Origin of the sequence: Allomuricauda sp. XS_ASV26, from assembly GCF_041224615.1 — a bacterium.
Taxonomy (GTDB): domain Bacteria; phylum Bacteroidota; class Bacteroidia; order Flavobacteriales; family Flavobacteriaceae; genus Flagellimonas; species Flagellimonas alginolytica.
The window spans coordinates 639,768-660,590 of sequence record NZ_JBGFGK010000033.1; the positions used below are offsets into that span (position 1 = coordinate 639,768).

Here is a 20,823-nt window from a genome sequence, read left to right on the forward strand (position 1 = left end):
ATATACTTATTCCTTGGTTTTTCCCATGAACACATTCACATTTGGATTTTGTGGATTGCCGCTGGCACGTCGCATCAAAACAATTTGGCCAGTGTGGTGAATGCAATCCGAAATCATCCCGTTAATGATGTTCCAAATTGGAAATTCGAATTTATGTTCACCTTTTTTAAAGATCACTTTATAGTTTTCCATATCCTCCATGGTGGCATTTTTAACCTTACTGCTCGCAGATTGAAGGTTGCCCAAGGTCTTTTTTCTTAAATCCTCAAAAGAATATGGAGCCGGATTTATTGGTTTTTCATAGGGTTTTGCATCTGGTGCCAATAATATATTGTTGGACAATACATTAATATGTTCCATGGTTTCAAAAATGGACCGTCCCTTTTCTGATGGTCTGTAGGCAAGGTCATTCTCCGTCAATCCCTCGGTTGCCCAATAGAATCGATACCCCAAGCCATCTATTAACCTGGCCAATATATTTCCGGGCAAGTAGTTTTCTGGATATTTTGGGATTTCTCGGTAGGGTAGTTTCATTTTAAACTAATAATCTTCGAATTCATTAATTAAAATTGATAGATTTTTCCCTACTAATCAATTTTTTTAAAAACCAATAAATTTTCTTCCGAATCATTGGAGAGGTAGAGTCTGTTGTTTTCAATTTTGTAGTTGACACCGCTTTGCAATGCCGATAAAAATTCGGATTCCTTTTCCATATTCGGGCATGCCATTCGTGTAGAGGCGATTTGTGTAAAACGCAGCACATCTTTTTCATAAAATAAACTTCCGTTCATCCGGTTACATCCGGAGAATCCAGAAAATCGATTGTTATTGATGTTGACTTCCATATTGGGAACATCATTGCCATTAAAATCTTCTTTACTGACCGTGGTTCCTTGCATCTTTTCCAACACCCAAATATCGTGTATCCTGTAATCGGGAAGGTAATAACCGCAGCCTTCGTATACCTTGGTTTCGTCTCCGCCCGTATTCTTATAGGATACGGTAACGGTATATGGAAACACTTCGCCGGACATGGCATTGCTGCACTCCTTGTGCGCAATAATAACATCCAATAAGGTAGCTTCGGTTTGTATGCGGTACATGGCAATGTTGGAATCCTGTGCTTTTATGGGTTCCGTTGGAGGGGTCTGGATGGTGTCCTCCATGGTTTTGAGCTCAATTTTATTGTTGTATATTTTTAATCCCCAAAACGGTTCGGTACCTGTAGCCTTAAAATAACTACCATCCATATCGATGGCAATGGGTTCCATTTCTCGTTCTTTTTCTTCTTTTTGCATAGTGTCCTTTACAATTGCTTCTGGTGCTACGATGGTTTGGGAAGGTTCTTGTTTTTTCTTGTCCAAACAGCTAAAAAATAAGAAAGCGATACAACTAAGGGTTAAAATGTTTTTCATGGCGATATTTTTTTGAAACGCAACACGGGGTCTTGATCCACTAGTAAACTGAGTTTGCCGTTCTCCAAGGAGTATCCGTCTATTTTAGCCATCATTTCCAAAAATTGACGCTCACTTCCTCCACAGAACATCATGGTTGATGGGCCTGGTTCCCCAAAAGATATGTTATGCTCTTCCACTTTAAAAGGTGCCGAGTAGCCGTTACAGCTATCGGTGCCGGTAACCTTTCCAGATTCTTTATTAAAAGTGATCAGTGGTTTTTTATCGGGAAATAATCCTTCAAACGCAATTTTTGACTCCGAGATAAATTCGAGTTCCCAGGTTGTACCGTATAATCCTTCTTCGTTTGATTTTGTACCTATGCAGGATTCGGCCAAAAACACGGAAAGGAAAAGCAATATAGTGGTGGTTTTCATACTACGGCAGATTATTTTTCAGCCCTTTGGCTCCAAACCTCGTAAATGGGCTTTCCTTTGCTGCTGCTACCAGAATGATGCCAATCGCCATCCTTTACCTCATAGTTGAATTGTAAACTAGCTCCGACCCTAGAGTCGTCTCTGGAAAAGAAACCTATATTTTCGGTGTATTTGCCATCAATGGTGGTGTAGGTACCCCCTCCCGTTCCCATAAATTGTTTGGTTTCGGTATTGTATGCTATCCATTGAAAACGGGTGCCAGATAATATTTTCATGGTTTTGCGAGGTCCGGAGGTGTCCCGTTTCACAATTTCACCGTCCCGTTTTCTTCCAGAGATTAACCAGGCACCATTAAGATCGCCAGGCGAGCCATCATCAATTCGAGTCCAATTGGAATTGCCCAATTCAAGTGCCCCATTCCTTATTTTGAATGCTTCGATTTTGGATTCACCAATAACTTCGGGTGCATTGGAATCAAATTCGAACAAAAAAGTCAGTGAATCATCCGAAGTGCTATAACTACCGCCTTTGGTGCGTATAAATTTTCCGTTTTCTTTTTCAAAAATGGCTTCGGAAAAATGGTTTTCGGTTAAAATAAGTACGTGTTCAATTATACGGCCATCATCTGCGGAAACAGTTGTGGTCCAAGCCCCCTTTTGGTATTGGGCTTGTAGTATTGAAATCGCCATAAACGCCAGCAAATATGTGATAAACTTTCTCATAGGTTCGATTTTCTCCTAAAATATAAAAATGCTGTTGCTTAAACAATTAAACAACAGCATTTTAAATTTTTGATTAAGGCTGTTACAACGTTCTTAAATACTCGGCAATATCCCTTGCCTCGTCCTCGGTCAAATTTTGGTTCAACATAATCGCATTGTTGTACTCTTTCAGCAATGCTTTTGCAATAGGGTCTTCTTTTAACATTCCGTCAGGGTTCAAGATCATGTTCATTACCCATTCAGGACTTCTTCTGTCGTAAACCCCTTTAAGTGCAGGGCCTATCATACGTTTATCTACCATGTGACAGGCTACGCAAATGGCTTCAAATTTGGCCTTGCCCCGTGCAACCATCTCATTGTTGATATCATCTGGGAACTCCAGGTCGGTAATTGGCCCGACACCTTTGTTGTCCAAATCAACGGGCACTTCTTCTTTTTCCGTGGCTTTCTTTTCTTCGGTCTTGGTGCGGCTTACCTCAAAACCATCTTTTTTCTCTTCTTTTTTTCCTCCGCAGCTCGCTATCATGGCACCTAGTGCCAAGACCATAACAGTTTTTTTCATTCTGATTTTATTGAAGTTTGTTTGTGTAAATGTTGCCACTAAGATAGGCAATTAGGGAAGAAAAACTGGAGGGATTTTGTTTTGTGCATCACAAAATGACTTCACTAGCTTGTTTATAGGGATTCGAAAAACTCCAAAGCCCTTTTCTCGGTATAGGTTATGTTATTTTTGCCCCAAAACCCCACATGGCCACCATAGTTGGGCATCTCTAAATGTAGGTTCGGATTATTATCAGTTTCCAACACCGGATAACAATCGGGCCCTAGAAAGGAATCATTTTTGGCATTGATGATCAAACTGGGTACCTGTATGTTGGGTAAAAATTGAAGTGAACTACATTGCTCATAATAGTCCAAAGCATTTTTAAAATTATGTGCTTTGCTAGTATAAGCATCATCAAAATCCATTAAGGTTTTAATTTTTTTAATGTCGGCATTGCTAATTTTCTCTGGGAACATAGCTTGTTTCTGTCTCAATTTTTCCAATAGATTGCCTTTAAACCGGATAGCATACAGTATATTTTTTGTGCTGAGAAGTTGTTTACAAGAGTCGTACAAATTACAGGGCACGGAAACAGCAACGGCGCCCTTTAATTCGATTGGGATTTGATTTCCCTCTCCCAAATATTTGAGCAAAAGATTTCCGCCCAGACTGAAGCCTTTCAAAAAGATGCTCTTATAATCCCTTGTGCTCAGTATATGATCTAGAATGTCCATCAAATCTTCGGTGGCTCCCGAATGGTAAGATCTGTATTTTATGTTCGGTTCCCCGCTACAGCCCCTAAAGTTCACTGCACAGCAATCGTAACCATTTTGGTTAAGTATTTTGGCGCTTCCGGTAATATAGGGGCGTTGTGCATCTCCCTCCAAGCCGTGGAGGAGCACCACAAGTTTTTTTGATTTGGATTGCGCATAGCTCCAGTCAAGATCCAAAAAATCACCATCGGAAAGGGCAATCCGTTCCCTGTTTTGGACCACACCGTTCACCGATCGGATTATACCCGAATATATGGTGGAAAAGTGCCCGTTTCTGAACAAAATAGGAGGTGCATAATTGGAGTCTTGTTGGGGCATTGGTACAATTTACTCTTTTGGATAGGTTTTTAAAAGATTGGCCTGCTCTTCTACTGAGGTCTTAAATTCACTCTTAAGGTCGGTTACTAGTTGGGATACGGGCAACACATTGTTTACTGTGGTGACCCCTTGGCCGGCTGACCAGATGGTTTTCCAAGCCTTTGCTTCTGTATCCAACTCTTTGCCGAAATCTATTTTACGGTCTTTTTTTAAGTCTTCTTCGGAAATTCCGGCCGCACGGAGACTTTCTGCCAAAAAGTTAGCGGGCACACCCGAAATGGCGGCCGTATAGATAACATCGTCCGCACCAGCGTTCATGATCATTTTGCGGTATTCTTCCGTGGCCTTGCTTTCTTCGGTATTTATAAAACGGGTGCCCATGTAGGCAAGGTCTGCTCCCATCTGCAAAGCAGAGGCAACATCCCGTCCAGTGCTGATACACCCTGATAATAATATGGTTTTGGTATAGAATTTTTTGATTTCCGCTACTAAGCTCATTGGGTTTATGGTACCTCCATGCCCTCCTGCCCCGGCGGATACCAAAATAAGACCGTCCACGCCTGCCTCCGCAGCTTTTTCGGCATGGCGTTTCTTAATTATATCGTGGAACACCAATCCGCCATAACTATGGATGGCATCTACTACTTGGCTTACGGCACCTAAGGATGTAATTACGAGCGGGACTTTATGTTTTACGCATAGCTTTATGTCGGCTTCCAATCGTGGATTGGTTGGGTGCACAATTAAATTTACACCGAAAGGGGCAGCTTTTTTGCCGGTTTCCTCTTCAAATTGCTTTAATTCTGCTTTTATTTGGATGAGCCATTCTTCAAAACCCTGGCTGGTTCGCTGGTTGAGGGCCGGGAATGTGCCCACAATTCCATTTTTACAACATTCTACCACCAATTTTGGTCCCGAAATAAGGAACATGGGAGCGGCAACCACCGGAAGGGATAATTTTTTAATGAATTCAGCTTTTTCACTCATGGCTTCTGTGTTAAACTATGTTTAAAAATATGAACAATTCCTATTCTTTATAGGAATCAGTTATAAAACTATGGTATTTTTACAATTATTATGCATGCATAACAAAATAACCTGATATGTTTTTTAAAGAATTTGAAATTAGATGGAGCGATATTGACGCTAATCGACACTTGGCAAACTCCGCTTATATTAATTTTATGAGTCATACCCGAATGGCATATTTGGGTCTGCTGGGCTTTAACCAAAAGAGTATGGCCGTTCACAATATTGGCCCAGTAGTGTTTTATGAGCACATGTATTATTTTAAGGAAGCATTTGCAGGAAAGCCAGTTAAAGTATCGTTGGAGTTTGCCGGGATGAGCGAGGATGGAAAATTCTTTGAATTTAGGCACAACTTCTACGACCATAATGGGAAAAATTTTGCCCGTTGCGAAATGATGGGTGCATGGATCGATTTGAAAGAGCGTAAATTAGTCGGTCTGCCCGATGAATTTCTTCAAGCTTTCGAGGCCATGGAAAAAACGGACGATTTTAAAATCTTGACCAAAGAGGATACCCGCAAGCATGTTCAAGTTCCCACGGACATGGAGATGATTTAATAGGATACATCAATTTTTAGGATACCCGAACCAGCTCGGGGTATTGGTAATCAATTTCCCCGAGATGATTTCGTCCAACCAACGTTCGTACCAATCCAAAAAGGTAAGGTCCTCAGAAAATTTTGGCGGCGACAATTCTCCTCTGTCCAAGTTCACAACCCTGCCCTTATAGTTGCCGTTTAGCACCAGCGCATGTATAAAGGAGCAACCCTGTGAGCCAAGTGGTAATATGCCCCCGTATAATTGACCGTTCAATTCTTCAAAATCCGTATCGCTAATGTTGTCCTCGTACAATGGATCGGTCCATTCGTCCCATTGTTTTTGGGTTATGAACGGATGTAAAATACAATCCCTTTTTAGGTGTTTTTCAACATGGTTATAAATCAGGTCGTCCAAATGTTGCCCAAAAGGATAAATGCCAAAATATGGTCCGGCACCCGAATTTTGGTAAGAGGAACCCTCATTCCCAATGTGTAGCACAAAGTGTTTGTAGCATTCAGGCAGTTTTATCTGGAAATTGTGCTCGAACGCACTAATGTCTTGCCTATCTATCGGTGCATTAATTTGATATTTATGGCCTCCGGCTCCAAAAACCTTATATAGCTTATCTTTCTCCTTAGCACGAACGAGTTTGTTCTTGATTCGTTGAATTTGTGTAGAATGTGCTGGCATAGTGTTCCGTTTTACGGGAAAACTACATAATTCATTTATGGAATATAGCGCCAAATTGATGGATGGCACTTCTGTTTTGACGTAGGTGCCGTTTTGATCAATGTTATGAAGGTCTTTTAGGGTTTTTACTGGCCAAATACACACCCACTAACACAAAGGCCATGGCAATCAGTTTAACTACGGTAAGTTGATCTTTGCCCGAAAAAAGCGCAAAAATTATCCCGACCAAAGGTTGCATATATACAAAGGCGCCCACAGAGGAAGCTTTGAGCTGGGTAAGTGCAAATATATTGAAAAGATAGGTTAAAAATGTAGTGCCTATAACTACAAAAGCAATAGAACCGAAGGCCCAAGATGGTATAGAGGCCCATTCTATTTCCATGGCCTCTGGCAAGGTAATGGGCAGGTTTACAACAAAGGCAACAGTAAACAACCATTTGAGCATGGTAAATGGATGATACTTTTCTATCAAGGTTTTTACGACGACCAAATATGCGCCGTACGACGTTGCATTGATAATGAACAATATGTTGCCCAATGGAATATTTGGAGCATCTTGCCGTACTTCGGCGCCAAAAAGGATAAGGGCCACGGCTCCAACAAAGCCCAGAAAGATGCCAAGGCCCTTGTTCAAAGTGATTTTTTCCTTTAAAAAAAGTGCCGATATAACCACAACGATTATTGGGGATATGGTAACTAAAACCGCACTGTTAATGGGAGTGGAAAGCTGTAGTCCTTTAAAAAAAGTGAGCATGTTTACGGACATGCCCAGCAAAGCACATATAAATACACGTCCCCAATCTCTTTTTTCTATCTTTTCCTTCGGACCAAAAATGGATATAAGCCAAAAAAGTAAAGATGCCCCTCCCACCCTTAAAAAAATAAACCCAAAGGGTTTTACATGGACGGGCATTACACCCTTGGCTACGGTGTGGTTAATACCGTAAATAACCGTTGCTCCGATAGCAGCAAGTATGGCGAGGGTTCTTTTACTCATGGATGCAGGGCTTCTTTGGCGGCTTCTACCGTTTTTTTGGAGTTGCCGACAAAGATTTGATCTTCGACCACTACCACTGGCCTTTTTAAAAAAGTGTAGTGCTCCAAGATCAGGTCCTTGTAATCCGTTTCGGAAAGGTCTTTTTCGTGAAGCCCCCTTTGTCTAAACAACATTGCTCTTCTGCTGAACAAGGATTCGTAGCTTCCGCTCAAACTTGCTATGTGTTCCAATTGCTTGGAGGTAATCGATTCACTTTTAATTTCTTGAAGCTCCACGCCGTCCAATGGTTCCAATTCTTTTAGGATTCGCTTGCAGGTGGAACAACTGCCCAGATGGTATATTTTTTTCATGATTTACGTATTGGAGGAACAAAGGAAGTTAAAAATCAATCAAAATGCATGGGGAATAGATAATTTCAACACCTTTTGCGGGAGATGTTTAATTAATTATTGTAGTATGGCCCGGCTATTGGTGCGGTTTAAAATTTTAAGACTAGTTTTACAACAAATAGCCCAAAACCATGGACAAGATTTTTGATATTCTTTTAAAAAACAGAATTATTCTTCACACTTTTTTGCAAAACACACCAAAAGAGGACCTGTTCAAAATTCCTGAAGGATTTAACAATAATATTTGGTGGAACATTGCCCATGTTGTGGTAACCCCGCAATTATTGCTGTATAAATTGAGCGGTCTGGATTTTACCATTGAAGAGGAGTTGGTCAACAAATACAAGAAAGGAACTTTTCCAGAGGGAGAGCCTTCCGAAGCGGAAATGGAGAAGATCATGACCTATCTATTCAGTACCGTGGAACAAATCCAACAGGATTATGAACGAGGTACGTTCAAAAATTTCCAGGAGTACATGACTACGCCAAAGGTCGGCTTGAACAGTGTGGAGGATGCACTGCAATTTAATGTTTTCCACGAAGGGCTCCATTTAGGCTCCATTCTTGCCCTTAAAAGGGCTTTGGCGAGCAGTTGATTTTTCGCCCTCTTATGCTTTGGATTGTTTTTTAGTCGCCAGATTTTCATGGTTTTTCCACTGAATTGATTTGGAGGTAAACCTAAGTCCATGAAAATCAATTATATTTACCTGCCAGAATTTAAGAACCCAAATCTTAATCAAAATGAAGAACTACCATTTAGACTATGGGGTCCTGCTGGCACTCCTTTTGTTTTCTTTTCAACAAGTATTTTCGCAACGGGGAAACCTATCTTTGGGCTTGGTGCCAACGTATAAAACGGACGGCTACGGTATACAGCTCAACTCAAATTACTATCATAGCACCATGGATTTTATGCAAGTGTCTCTAGCGGCGACTTTTTCCAAAGAAAAACCAAATTCGGGGGTTGAGTTTCCATACGATGATTACTTGTTCGGTCTAGGATACTTTACCACTATTTTAAGTGCTCCCGACAAGGGGATTTTTTTCTATTTTGGAGGGGGCCCTTCAGCTGGCTACAAATATATTAACAAGGGCAATACAGAGTTTGCTTTTGACGCATTGGAGGCGGAAAGTAGTTTTATTTATGGGGGATATGCCTCTTTTGAAATGGATTTCTATATATCCGATGCCTTCTCCTTGATCATTCCCATTAACGGTTACTACCATTTTAATAGCTACCTGAATGATTCTACACTGTTATTGGGCGCTGGAATCAGGTACTATTTTAAATAGATGGGCTATTCTTTTACTTTTCGCTTTAAATACAGATTTATCTCGTTGTAAGGTAAGATCAGTTCGATTGGGCCGTCGGCATAGGAAGCTACTTCATATTGGTTGTAGATCAGTTTAAGCCCTTCTTTGGTGTACCCCAAATTGTTGGGCAGGTGGAAGGATTCTCCCTCGAACATAAAACCGGTTGAGTTGATATTGGAATCTTGGGGTATTTTTTCTTGGATTCGAAATTTGGTCTCGGCAAAATCCTCGAACCCGTCCAAATCTTCAAAAAGTTCCCAATTTTCCAGTTCCACACCTTTCTTTTTGTCAAAATTCAGGTACGATGTGGAAGCATAACCATGGGCTCCCCCGGTAAAGGAATATGAATTTAACATAAAAGTGATCACATTTTCATCCTCGTAAACCACAATGCCATCTATTTCGGCTTCCCACTGGACCTCGTCCGGAAATTTGGTCCTCAGTTCTTTATAGCTATCGGAAAAAGATTGTAGCGCCTTGCCCATTTCATCAATCGTATCATCTTCACTAAAGGACAAAATACTGATGACCTCTTCTTGTAACGATCTGTTTATGGCCTGCGAAACGGGCGAACTATCCAAAGCATTGGGAATATTGATGTCGATTTTAGGGCAACTTTCGCAATTTTCACTTTGTAAGTGTAGAGGTTCAAAAGTAAGTTTGCTCTCCGTTTGGCAACTTACCAATACAAAGAAGAATAAGAAAGCACCTAGCAGTTGTTTCATGATTTGAGGTTTTGGAGCATCAAAAATAATACTTCGGAAAGATAACGATACATTTGTAGGAAGATAGTTTGAGCATGAGCAAAAAAGAGTTAAAGTTTAACAGTAGGGCCATCCACGGTGGGCAAATACCGGAGAGGGGCTACGGTGCCGTAATGCCACCGATATATCAAACCTCCACGTATGCACAGTCTACCCCGGGCGAGCACAAGGGACATGAATATTCCCGAGTTTCGAATCCTACCCGGACAGCTTTGGAGAATGCGGTGGCCAGTTTGGAGAACGGTGGTTTTGGAATGGCTTTTGGAAGCGGTATGGCAGCAATCGATGCCGTAATGAAGCTTTTGGACCCGGGTGATGAGGTTATTTGTACCAATGATCTATATGGGGGGAGTTATCGGCTTTTTAAACAGGTCTATGCAAAGTATGGTATTAAGTTTTTGTTTTCTAGTATGTCGGATATGGGCGAACTGGAATCGCAAATAACACAAAACACCAAATTGGTCTGGTTGGAAACACCTACCAACCCTATGATGAATATTATCGATATTGCAGCAGTGGCCAAGGTCACCAAAAAACACCGTATTTTGTTGGGGGTGGACAATACATTCGCTACCCCATTTTTACAGCGACCCCTGGATCTTGGTGCGGATTTAGTAATGCATTCCGCTACCAAATATTTGGCAGGACATAGCGATGTAGTGGTCGGAGCTTTGGTGGTAAAGGACAAAAAATTGGCCGAACAACTTTACTTCATCCAAAAATCCAGTGGAGCCATCTGTGGGCCTATGGATAGTTTTTTAACCCTGCGCGGTATAAAAACCCTTCATGTAAGAATGCAGCGGCACTGCGAAAACGGAGAGGTGGTCGCCAACTTTTTGAACAACCATCCCAAGGTCGGAAAAGTGTATTGGCCCGGCTTTGAGACTCATCCGAACCATAAGATCGCCAAACAACAAATGGATGGCTATGGCGGAATGATCTCCTTTGTTCCCAAGGGCGGAAATTATGACGAGGCAATTAGAATCGTAGAAAAGCTGGAGATTTTTACACTTGCAGAATCGTTGGGGGGCGTAGAAAGTTTGGTGGGTCACCCAGCGAGTATGTCGCACGGTAGCGTTCCCAAAGTGGAGCGGGAAAAGAACGGGGTAGTGGACGCATTGATTCGGCTAAGTGTGGGCATAGAGGATGTAGATGATTTGATGGCAGACCTGGACCAGGCCCTAAATTAATTTTTTTGAAAAATTTATAATTATATTATAATCAGATTGTTGAAATAACATAATTTTGCCCTCAAAATCACAATTCAACAATAAAAGTGCTTTTCGCTAGCGGAGAGACATTTAATTTTAACCCATTTATGGAAAATAAAATAAAAGCATTTATGGATGAGGTAATCGCCAGGAATGGTCATGAGCCCGAATTCATACAAGCAGTGCAGGAAGTTGCAGAAACCGTAATTCCTTATATCGCCCAAAACGATATCTATCACGGAAAAAACATCTTATTGAGAATGGTAGAGCCGGAACGATTGATTTCGTTTCGTGTAGCTTGGATAGATGATAGTGGTGAAATCCATGTAAACCGTGGTTACCGGGTGCAAATGAACTCTGCGATCGGGCCGTACAAAGGAGGTTTACGTTTTCACCCGACCGTAAATGCAAGTGTTCTTAAATTTTTGGCCTTTGAGCAAGTGTTCAAAAATAGTTTGACCACTTTGCCCATGGGCGGAGGTAAAGGAGGTTCCGATTTTGATCCTAAAGGAAAATCGGATGACGAGATCATGCGTTTTTGCCATGCTTTTATGACTGAACTTTGTAGGCATATTGGGCCTAATACGGATATTCCTGCCGGAGATATTGGAGTAGGGGCTCGTGAGATCGGCTTCTTGTTCGGTATGTACAAAAAGATCCGTAACGAGTTTACGGGAGTGTTAACAGGTAAAGGTCTTTCTTGGGGAGGATCGTTGATCCGTCCGGAAGCAACCGGTTATGGTACGGTATACTTTGCGGATAGCATGTTAAAGACCCAAAATGAAACTTTTGAAGGGAAGAAAGTCGTGATTTCAGGATCGGGCAACGTGGCGCAATATGCAGCCGAAAAGGTGATGCACCTTGGAGGAACGGTTCTTACCCTTTCCGATTCAGGAGGCTACATTTACGACAAGGACGGTATTGACGAGGAAAAGTTGGCCTTTGTAATGGATTTAAAGAACAACAAGCGTGGTAGAATTTCCGAATATGTGGATAAATACCCTTCTGCCGAATATCACAAAGGAGAAACACCTTGGAAGGTAGCCTGTGATATTGCCCTGCCTTGTGCAACCCAGAACGAATTGGATGGTGATGATGCCAAAGCATTGATTAAAAATGGATGTATTGCCATTGCAGAGGGTGCAAATATGCCTTCCACCCCAGAAGCGATCCATGCATTCCACGAAGCAAAAATTCTATTTGCTCCAGGAAAAGCGTCCAATGCAGGAGGTGTTGCCACTTCCGGATTGGAAATGAGCCAAAACTCCTTGCGTATAAGCTGGACCAGGGAAGAAGTGGACAAACGATTAAAAGGAATTATGTCCGACATCCACGATGCTTGTGTGGAATACGGAAACGAAGATGGATATTGCAACTATGTTAAAGGGGCCAATATTGCCGGCTTTGTTAAGGTTGCAGATGCAATGTTGGCACAAGGGGTGATTTAAGGCGCCCAGCATCAACAGTAATTTTTGATTGGCAGTTACCGGAACTAGTGGTTACATTTACACCTCCGGTAACTGCTTTTTTATTGGCATATGCAAATTACGACCAGAGCCATTGTACTTTCTTCCCTTAAATACGGGGACACGAGCCTTATCGTTAAGGCCTTTACCCGATCCGATGGGGTAAAATCGTATTTGCTGAAAGGGGTTCTGACTTCCAAAAGGGCAAAAATCAAGCCCGCCTATTTTCTTCCATTAATGCAGTTGGAGGTTGTTGCCAATCACAAGAACAAAGGAAATTTGGAAAGTTTACGGGAGGTTAAGGTAGCTGTGCCTTATCAAACCATGCATACGAATATCGTTAAGAATAGTGTTGTGCTTTTTTTGGCGGAGATGTTGGGCAATAGCATTCAGGAACAAGAGCAGGATGAAAGTCTCTTCAATTATTTGGAATACGCTTTTCATTGGATGGATATGCATGCGTTATCACCTAATTTTCATATTATGTTCTTGCTCAATCTTACCAAATATTTGGGCTTTTACCCCGACACTTCCTACAATAATTTGCCGTTTTTTGATCTTTTGGAAGGTAGCTTCACTAAAACACCGTCGCTCAACCCTTTGATACAGAGCGAAAACCTGGATAATTTCAAGAAGTTTTTAGGCATGGATTTTGAGGCATTGTCCACAATACAACTAACTAAATCCAATCGACGAGAACTTTTAAAAACCGTTGTCCAATATTACAAATTGCATGTAGATGGATTTCGGGAGCCAAAGTCGCTCGCAGTACTTAATGCCGTATTTACGTAAAATGCAAAACCTAAAATCAACCTTAACCCTATTCCTTTCGTTTTTTGCGCTTATCACTTATGCCCAAGAGGTAACCGTTTTAGATGCCGATACTGGTGTGCCCATAGACAATATCGCCATATTTAACAAAGATCAATCCAAGAGCACTATAACCAATGTGAACGGAAAAAGTGACCTGGATGCTTTTGCCCGTAACGAAAAAATAACCTTTAAACATATTAGTTACGAGCCTTATACCACAACAAAGGCACAGATCTATCGTCGGGGCAATAGGGTGTACCTACACTTAAAAACAGAAGAATTGGAAGAAGTTGTTATGTCCGTGTCCAAATGGGAACAACAAAAAAAGCACATACCCCAGAAAATAGAAACTATTGATGCACGAAACATTGCTTTTGCCAATCCGCAGACCTCCGCCGATCTATTGCAGAACAGCGGTAAAGTATTTGTGCAAAAAAGCCAATTGGGAGGGGGTAGCCCAATGATCAGGGGTTTTGCGACCAACCGTATTTTATTGTCGGTAGACGGTGTACGTATGAACAACGCCATATTTCGAGGAGGAAACCTTCAAAATGTAATTTCCATAGACCCGTTCTCCATAAAAAAGACAGAGGTGACCTTTGGTCCTGGTTCCGTTATATATGGAAGCGATGCTATTGGCGGCGTAATGAACTTTTACACACAAAAACCACGTTTTTCCTTTGCGGACAGCTTGGTTTTTTCCGGTAAACTGGATTATCGATTTGCATCGGCAAATAATGAAAACACGGCGCATGTGGATATTAATATTGGAAAGCAAGATTGGGCATCCTATACCAGTTTTACCTTTAATCATTTTGATGATCTAAAGATGGGTGAACACGGCCCAGAATCCTATTTACGGAACAATTATGTGGTTCGTGAGAACGGAGAAGATGTATTAATTACCAACAATGATCCCAAAAAACAGGTAGGTTCCGGCTACGATCAGATCAACTTCCTTCAAAAATTTACTTACAGACCCAACAGTACTTGGAACTATGATCTGGGACTGTATTATTCGGAAACTTCCAATTTTCCCCGATATGATAGATTGATAAGACCTGGCCGTGATGGCACTGGGCTTCGTTCTGCGGAATGGTACTATGGTCCACAAAAATGGTTTATGGGAAATTTCCAAATAACCCAAAAAGGAAAAAATAAATTCTACGATGGAATAAAACTCACCACGGCCTATCAATTTTTTGAAGAAAGTAGGCACGACAGGGATTTTCAAGGTCTGGAACTCTATTCAACCGAAGAAAAGGTGGATGCAGTCTCAGTAAATTTAGATTTTGAAAACAAAAAAATAGGAGATCTTCACTTGTACTATGGGGCCGAATATGTTTTCAACAAAGTACATTCCAATGGCAGTATGCGTAATATTGAAACAGAGGCTACGGAAGAAACAGCATCCAGGTATCCCGATGGTTCAACTTGGCAGACCCTGGCTGGTTATGTAAACGGAGAGTACCAGCTAAAACCGAACTTTACTTTATTGTCCGGAGTGCGATATAGTCAGGTATGGGTAGATGCTTCTTTTAGCAACACCCACTATTCCTTTCCTTTTGATGAAGCCGATATTGTAACAGGGGCACTAACGGGAAGTTTGGGACTTAGTTGGTTTCCTAGGTCCGATTGGCAAGTAACTTTAAACGGGTCAACAGGATTTCGCGCGCCCAATATCGACGATATCGGGAAGATATTTGATTCTGAACCTGGTTCCGTAGTGGTTCCCAATCCAGATCTGGAACCGGAGTATGCCTATAATGGCGAATTGGGATTAAGGAAAAACTTCAACGACGTTCTAGTACTAAAAGGAGCAGCGTATTACACCTATCTGGTCGATGCATTGGTAAGAAGGAATTTTACGTTCAATGGCGAGACGGAAATAGAGTACAATGGTGAACCCAGCAATGTTCAGGCTATCCAGAATGCCGCTAAGGCCTATGTGTATGGATTTGAATTTGGTGTGGAAGCTTTTTTTAATGAAAACCTATCGTTGAATTCCAATTTAACATTGACCGAAGGAATCGAAGAAGATGACGATGGAACCGATAGTCCATCGCGACATGCCGCTCCAACTTTCGGGGATGTGCACTTAATATGGCAAAACCAAAAATTAAAAGCAGACATATTTCTAAACTATAATGGGGAGGTAAGTAATGATGATTTGGCATTGTCGGAACAAAGCAAAACGTATATGTATGCCAGCGACGCCAATGGCAATCCGTATTCCCCCTCTTGGTACACCTTGAACTTTAGGTCGCAATATCAAATCACCAATGCACTAAAGGCCACCATGAGTTTGGAAAACATGACCAATCAACGTTACCGAATGTATTCTTCGGGAATTGCTGCCCCTGGAACCAATTTGGTGTTGGGGATAGGGTATGTGTTTTAAAAAATAAGGCCCGGGAATTCCCGAGCCATACAGCTTTTTGTCTTTTATCCGCAACGTTGCTAAATGCTGTCTATCGCTTTTTTGGCGGCTTCTTTCATTTCATCACCGGCCTTTTTTGCGGCATCCATGGTTTCTTCACCTGCTTTTTTGAGACTGTCCATTGCTTTTTCGCCCATTTCTTTGGCTTCTTCTCCAGCATCTTTCATGGCGTCGGCTGCATCATCGGCGGCCTTTTTTAGGTCATCGCCTGCGTCTTCCAATGTTTCTGCAGCTTCTTCGGTCGCCTCTTTGGCTTTGTCCTTTGTTTCTCTGCACGATGTTAATGTTGTTAAGGATAAAGTCAACACCATCGCAGTCAATACTACTTTTTTCATAATTAAAATGGTTAAGTGTTAATTAAGGTTTTAAGATAGAAAATTTAATGGAAAAAGAAGCCTGTTGGCATATCATATTTAGGGTAAGGGGATTATGTGCATTCTAATATTAAATTGCAAGGCGTAATTCCATCTAAATTCATAATTTTGCAAACTTGAATTCTACTAGAAGAAGAAGTATATGAAGTTTGCGGAATATAAAGGGCTGGATTTACCCAAAGTATCTGAAGAAATTCTAAGCTTTTGGAAAGACCAACAGATTTTTGAAAAGAGCGTTTCCACCAGGGAAGGCAAGGAGAGCTATGTGTTTTTTGAAGGACCGCCCTCTGCAAACGGAATGCCGGGAATCCACCATGTAATGGCGCGTACCATCAAGGACATATTCCCAAGGTACAAGACCATGAAAGGTTTTCAGGTGAAAAGAAAGGCCGGATGGGATACCCATGGTCTGCCCGTGGAAATTGGTGTGGAAAAAGAACTGGGTATTACCAAAGAGGATATAGGGAAAAAAATATCGGTCGAGGAGTACAACGCAGCCTGTAAAAAAGCAGTGATGCGATACACGGATGTTTGGAACGAAATGACCGAAAAAGTGGGCTATTGGGTAGATATGGACGACCCGTACATAACCTACAAGCCCAAATACATGGAATCTGTTTGGTGGCTGCTTAAACAGATTTACGATAAAGGCCTTATTTATAAAGGCTATACCATACAACCCTATTCGCCAAAGGCGGGCACAGGTTTAAGTTCCCATGAGCTTAACCAGCCGGGAACCTATCAAGATGTGACCGATACCACGGTTACGGCCCAATTTAAAGCAAAACAAGATTCACTTCCCGCTTTTTTAAAAAAGGTCGAGGGAGACATCCACTTTTTGGCATGGACGACCACGCCTTGGACGCTCCCATCGAACACGGCTCTGACCGTAGGTCCAAAGATTGAGTATGCATTGGTTAAAACTTACAATCAATACACATTCGAGCCTATTAGTGTTGTGGTGGCCAAAAACCTGGTGGACTACAATTTTTCAGGAAAGTTTTTTAAAGTAGAAACCGAGGAGGAATTAAAATCTTTCGGCGAAGGAGACAAAAAGATTCCATTTTTGATAGGAGGATCATTTGTAGGTAAAGATTTGGTAGGCATACAGTACGAGCAATTAATCGATTATGTGCAGCCTTACCAAGATCCCGAGAATGCCTTCCGAGTAATTGCTGGTGATTTTGTAACCACCGAAGATGGTACCGGAATTGTACATACGGCGCCCACCTTTGGTGCGGACGATGCCCTAGTGGCCAAGCAAGCCACTCCGGAGGTGCCTCCCATGCTGGTTTTGGATGAGAATGATAACCCGGTGCCTTTGGTAGACCTACAGGGGAAGTTTAGACCCGAACTCAAAGAATTTGGCGGCAAATATGTAAAGAACGAATATTACGATGAGGGTGAAGCACCCGAAAAATCGGTCGATGTCGAGATTGCCATCAAACTTAAAATAGAGAACAAGGCATTTAAGGTCGAGAAATATGTACACAGTTACCCAAATTGTTGGCGAACGGACAAGCCTATCTTGTATTATCCATTAAACTCTTGGTTCATCAAAGTTACCGATGTAAAGGAACGTATGTTCGACCTGAACCAATCCATAAATTGGAAGCCAAAATCTACAGGAGAAGGCCGTTTTGGGAACTGGTTGGCCAATGCAAACGATTGGAACCTGTCCCGATCAAGGTATTGGGGAATACCTTTGCCTATTTGGCGTACCGAAGATGGTAAGGAAGAAATTATCATTGGTTCCGTGGAAGAGCTTAAATCGGAAATGGCCAAGGCTGTTGAAGCTGGAGTGATGGACAAAGACGTTTTCGAAGATTTTGTAGTAGGCGACATGACCGAGGAAAACTACGACAAGATCGATCTGCACAAAAACATTGTGGATGGTATCACTTTGGTATCACCATCTGGGCAACCCATGAAACGCGAATCGGATTTGATCGATGTTTGGTTCGATAGTGGATCCATGCCCTATGCGCAATGGCATTATCCTTTCGAAAACAAAGAACTAATAGATGATGGAGTTGCGTTTCCGGCCAACTTTATAGCCGAAGGTGTGGACCAAACGCGAGGATGGTTCTACACATTGCATGCCATTGCTACCATGGTTTTTGATAGTATAGCCTATAAAAATGTGGTTTCCAACGGACTTGTACTTGACAAGGAAGGTAAAAAAATGTCCAAAAGGTTGGGAAATGCCGTAGATCCGTTCGAGGTATTGCCAGAACACGGCCCAGATGCTACCCGCTGGTACATGATTTCCAATGCAAACCCTTGGGATAACCTAAAATTTGATATTGAAGGCGTAGTTGAGGTAAAACGAAAGTTCTTCGGAACACTCTACAACACCTATTCTTTTATGGCACTTTATGCCAATATAGACGAGTTTGATTATTCCGAGACCGATATTCCATTAACGGAAAGACCTGAAATCGACCAATGGATCTTATCTGAACTCCATACCTTGATCAAAAATGTGGACGAGGCTTACGAAGACTACGAAGCTACCCGTGCAGCTAGGATGATCTCGGATTATGTACAGGAAAATTTGAGTAACTGGTATGTGCGGTTGAGCAGGAGACGTTTCTGGAAAGGTGATTATCAAAAAGATAAGATTTCGGCCTATCAAACACTGTATACTTGTTTGTCCACCGTGGCTAAATTATCCGCACCGATTGCCCCGTTCTTTATGGATCAATTGTACCGGGATTTGGATGCCACCACGCAAAAAGAAGGTTTTGAAAGTGTGCATTTGGCGGATTTTCCGGTTTTTGATGCCAATATGGTAAACAAGGATTTGGAACGTAAAATGCAATTGGCACAGAAGATATCTTCTTTGGTGCTCTCAATCCGTCAAAAAGAAAAAATAAAAGTACGTCAGCCGCTTCAAAAAATAATGATACCGGTTTTGGATGATGAACAGCGAAGCGATATCGAAGCAGTCTCGAATTTGGTAAAATCCGAAGTAAATGTAAAGGAGATCGAAATGCTGGATGATGCCTCAGGGGTATTGGTAAAACAAATTAAGCCGAACTTTAAGGTGTTGGGTCCAAAATTCGGCAAGGACATGAAGGCCATTGCAGCAGAAGTATCAAAATTGGGTCAAGAGGATATTCAAAAATTTGAACGCGAAGGAGAAATATTGCTGCTATTGGAAAATAAAACCGTTAATTTACAGTTAACCGATGTAGAGATCAGTTCCCAAGATATCGAAGGTTGGTTGGTAGCCAGCTCAGGTCCTTTGACCGTAGCCCTGGATGTAACGATAGACGATACCTTAAGAAAAGAGGGCATTGCAAGGGAACTTGTTAACCGAATCCAGAACTTGCGCAAGGAGTCCGGATTCGAGGTAACCGATAAAATTGATATTAAAATATTGAAGGACGGCCTGGTGGAAAATGCAGTTTCCAGTAACGAAGAATACATCAAAACGGAAACCCTGACCGCCGAGCTCAACTTTGAAGAGAAACTTGAAGAAGGTGTAGCGATCACCTTTGATGAAGTGAACACAAAATTGTTTATTCAAAAACATTAAGAAAATGGCAGAAGATTCTAAAGTAAGATACTCCGACAAAGACCTTGAAGAATTCAGAACCTTGATCGAGGAAAAAATAGAAAAGGCCAAAAACCACTTGGAGCTGTTAAAAAGCTCTTACATGAACGATGGTAACAATGGCACGGACGATACCTCGCCAACGTTCAAGGCTTTCGAAGAAGGTTCGGAGACCATGAGCAAAGAGGCGAATACACAACTGGCCATACGTCAGGAAAAATTTATCCGCGACCTTAAAAACGCCTTACTTCGTATAGAGAACAAAACATACGGAATTTGCCGAGTTACCGGAAAGCTGATAAATAAAGAGCGATTAAAGCTTGTGCCCCATGCAACATTGAGTATTGAGGCGAAAAACATGCAAAAATAATTAAAACGCCTTAGGGCGTTTTTTCTTTATGAGGGCGTTGTTGTTTTTGTCGGTATTTTTTGCACTCGTGCACGTACATGGGCAAAAACTGGTTAGAAAAGCTTTTATTGGCCCTAGAACAGAAACCATCCAGATCGATTCGCGGTATTGTTATAGAATTGATCTGCAGACCACAACCTCCAACGAGGTAGAGGTCTCCGCCAGTATGGAGGGCGAATATGCCAAGGATTTATTGATCTCTATCAAAGAAAACGGAACCACGGTAATGATCGGTGCCGATTTTCAGCCACTTTTTGTAGATCCGAACGATAAGCTTAGTGCGCATAAAGTGGTTTCCATTGCTTTGCAAGTACGCGTGCCCGAGTATAAGAATGTTGCGGTTTATGGAACCAATACCAATGTGTATTCCAGCGGCAAATACGAAAACTTGGATATAACCTTGTCCGATGGCCGTTGTACGTTGCAGGATGTTTCGGAGTCCGTCACCGTAACTACACAAAAAGGCGATATATTGCTGGCAACACCAAAGGGCGAAATAGTTGCGGAGAGCACTTATGGGAAAGTAAATGGTGAGTCCATACCCTTTGGACATAATCTATTTGTTCTTAAGACCATAGAAGGGGACATCTTCCTTACAAAAACAAAATAATATCCATATTTTTGCAATCCTTTATTAA

At 41.7% G+C, this 20,823-nt stretch carries 22 protein-coding genes; 10 read left to right on the forward strand and 12 right to left on the reverse strand.

Annotated elements, in window-relative coordinates:
- Positions 1-6: 6 nt before the first annotated feature.
- From AB9K32_RS14995 to AB9K32_RS15025, 7 genes are all read right to left on the reverse strand, one after another.
- Entirely contained in the window at positions 7-534 is a 528-nt protein-coding gene (locus AB9K32_RS14995; RefSeq protein ID WP_369885632.1) for a DinB family protein, read from the reverse strand.
- Positions 535-587: 53 nt separating this feature from the next.
- Entirely contained in the window at positions 588-1,415 is an 828-nt protein-coding gene (locus AB9K32_RS15000) for an META domain-containing protein (RefSeq protein ID WP_369885633.1), read from the reverse strand.
- Positions 1,412-1,831 (reverse strand): META domain-containing protein, encoded by a 420-nt coding sequence (locus tag AB9K32_RS15005; protein WP_224836155.1) that lies wholly within the window; start codon positions 1,829-1,831, stop codon positions 1,412-1,414. Before AB9K32_RS15005 ends, AB9K32_RS15000 begins: the two co-directional genes overlap by 4 nt.
- An 11-nt stretch (positions 1,832-1,842) precedes the next feature.
- Entirely contained in the window at positions 1,843-2,553 is a 711-nt protein-coding gene (locus AB9K32_RS15010) for a membrane or secreted protein (RefSeq protein ID WP_369885635.1), read from the reverse strand.
- An 82-nt stretch (positions 2,554-2,635) separates the two neighbouring features.
- Entirely contained in the window at positions 2,636-3,115 is a 480-nt protein-coding gene (locus tag AB9K32_RS15015) for a cytochrome c family protein (protein ID WP_293298485.1), read from the reverse strand.
- Positions 3,116-3,228: 113 nt separating this feature from the next.
- On the reverse strand, positions 3,229-4,188 hold the full coding sequence (locus AB9K32_RS15020; protein ID WP_224836158.1) for a YheT family hydrolase: 960 nt from the start codon (positions 4,186-4,188) through the stop codon (positions 3,229-3,231).
- Positions 4,189-4,197: 9 nt separating this feature from the next.
- The gene (locus AB9K32_RS15025; protein WP_369885636.1) at positions 4,198-5,175 is read right to left on the reverse strand and encodes an NAD(P)H-dependent flavin oxidoreductase; all 978 of its coding nucleotides are present in this window, start codon (positions 5,173-5,175) and stop codon (positions 4,198-4,200) included.
- Between the two features lie 116 nt (positions 5,176-5,291).
- Here AB9K32_RS15025 and AB9K32_RS15030 point away from each other — a divergent pair, with 116 nt between their 5' ends.
- Positions 5,292-5,774: an acyl-CoA thioesterase gene (locus AB9K32_RS15030; protein WP_369885637.1), complete on the forward strand. Its 483-nt coding sequence runs from the start codon at positions 5,292-5,294 to the stop codon at positions 5,772-5,774.
- Positions 5,775-5,783: 9 nt separating this feature from the next.
- Here the strand turns inward: AB9K32_RS15030 and AB9K32_RS15035 are convergent, their stop codons facing one another.
- From AB9K32_RS15035 to AB9K32_RS15045, 3 genes are all read right to left on the reverse strand, one after another.
- Positions 5,784-6,446 carry an SMI1/KNR4 family protein gene (locus AB9K32_RS15035; RefSeq protein ID WP_252080823.1) on the reverse strand — a complete coding sequence of 221 codons (663 nt, stop codon included), beginning with the start codon at positions 6,444-6,446 and terminating at the stop codon, positions 5,784-5,786.
- A gap of 103 nt (positions 6,447-6,549) precedes the next feature.
- Positions 6,550-7,443: a DMT family transporter gene (locus AB9K32_RS15040; RefSeq protein WP_369885638.1), complete on the reverse strand. Its 894-nt coding sequence runs from the start codon at positions 7,441-7,443 to the stop codon at positions 6,550-6,552.
- Positions 7,440-7,793, reverse strand: a complete 354-nt coding sequence (locus AB9K32_RS15045; protein ID WP_369885639.1) for an arsenate reductase family protein — start codon at positions 7,791-7,793, stop codon at positions 7,440-7,442. The genes AB9K32_RS15040 and AB9K32_RS15045 overlap by 4 nt, the downstream gene beginning before the upstream one ends.
- Positions 7,794-7,963: 170 nt before the next feature.
- Here AB9K32_RS15045 and AB9K32_RS15050 point away from each other — a divergent pair, with 170 nt between their 5' ends.
- The gene (locus AB9K32_RS15050) at positions 7,964-8,428 is read left to right on the forward strand and encodes a DinB family protein (RefSeq protein ID WP_369885640.1); all 465 of its coding nucleotides are present in this window, start codon (positions 7,964-7,966) and stop codon (positions 8,426-8,428) included.
- Between the two features lie 145 nt (positions 8,429-8,573).
- Positions 8,574-9,125, forward strand: coding sequence for a conjugal transfer protein TraO (locus AB9K32_RS15055; RefSeq protein ID WP_369885641.1), 552 nt, complete (start codon positions 8,574-8,576; stop codon positions 9,123-9,125).
- Positions 9,126-9,130: 5 nt separating this feature from the next.
- Here AB9K32_RS15055 and AB9K32_RS15060 read toward each other — a convergent pair whose 3' ends face one another.
- Positions 9,131-9,871: a DUF3298 and DUF4163 domain-containing protein gene (locus AB9K32_RS15060; protein WP_369885642.1), complete on the reverse strand. Its 741-nt coding sequence runs from the start codon at positions 9,869-9,871 to the stop codon at positions 9,131-9,133.
- 74 nt (positions 9,872-9,945) lie between these two features.
- Here AB9K32_RS15060 and AB9K32_RS15065 point away from each other — a divergent pair, with 74 nt between their 5' ends.
- The 4 genes from AB9K32_RS15065 (at position 9,946) to AB9K32_RS15080 (ending at position 15,801) form a co-directional block, all read left to right on the forward strand.
- Entirely contained in the window at positions 9,946-11,100 is a 1,155-nt protein-coding gene (locus tag AB9K32_RS15065) for a PLP-dependent aspartate aminotransferase family protein (RefSeq protein WP_369885643.1), read from the forward strand.
- Positions 11,101-11,228: 128 nt separating this feature from the next.
- Positions 11,229-12,569 carry an NADP-specific glutamate dehydrogenase gene (gene gdhA, locus AB9K32_RS15070; RefSeq protein WP_224836168.1) on the forward strand — a complete coding sequence of 447 codons (1,341 nt, stop codon included), beginning with the start codon at positions 11,229-11,231 and terminating at the stop codon, positions 12,567-12,569.
- 90 nt (positions 12,570-12,659) lie between these two features.
- Positions 12,660-13,379, forward strand: a complete 720-nt coding sequence (gene recO, locus AB9K32_RS15075; protein ID WP_224836169.1) for a DNA repair protein RecO — start codon at positions 12,660-12,662, stop codon at positions 13,377-13,379.
- Position 13,380: 1 nt separating this feature from the next.
- Complete coding sequence (locus AB9K32_RS15080) at positions 13,381-15,801, forward strand: TonB-dependent receptor (protein WP_338198070.1); 2,421 nt, start codon at positions 13,381-13,383, stop codon at positions 15,799-15,801.
- Between the two features lie 59 nt (positions 15,802-15,860).
- On the opposite strand, the gene AB9K32_RS15085 is transcribed toward AB9K32_RS15080, so the two are convergent.
- Positions 15,861-16,175, reverse strand: coding sequence for a hypothetical protein (locus tag AB9K32_RS15085; RefSeq protein WP_224836170.1), 315 nt, complete (start codon positions 16,173-16,175; stop codon positions 15,861-15,863).
- Positions 16,176-16,356: 181 nt separating this feature from the next.
- Here AB9K32_RS15085 and ileS point away from each other — a divergent pair, with 181 nt between their 5' ends.
- The 3 genes from ileS to AB9K32_RS15100 are packed head-to-tail and all read left to right on the forward strand — an operon-like array spanning position 16,357 to position 20,795.
- Entirely contained in the window at positions 16,357-19,758 is a 3,402-nt protein-coding gene (gene ileS, locus AB9K32_RS15090; protein WP_369885644.1) for an isoleucine--tRNA ligase, read from the forward strand.
- A gap of 4 nt (positions 19,759-19,762) precedes the next feature.
- Positions 19,763-20,146 (forward strand): TraR/DksA family transcriptional regulator, encoded by a 384-nt coding sequence (locus AB9K32_RS15095; protein WP_369885645.1) that lies wholly within the window; start codon positions 19,763-19,765, stop codon positions 20,144-20,146.
- Between the two features lie 46 nt (positions 20,147-20,192).
- On the forward strand, positions 20,193-20,795 hold the full coding sequence (locus AB9K32_RS15100) for a hypothetical protein (protein ID WP_224836172.1): 603 nt from the start codon (positions 20,193-20,195) through the stop codon (positions 20,793-20,795).
- The last annotated feature ends 28 nt before the right edge of the window (positions 20,796-20,823 follow it).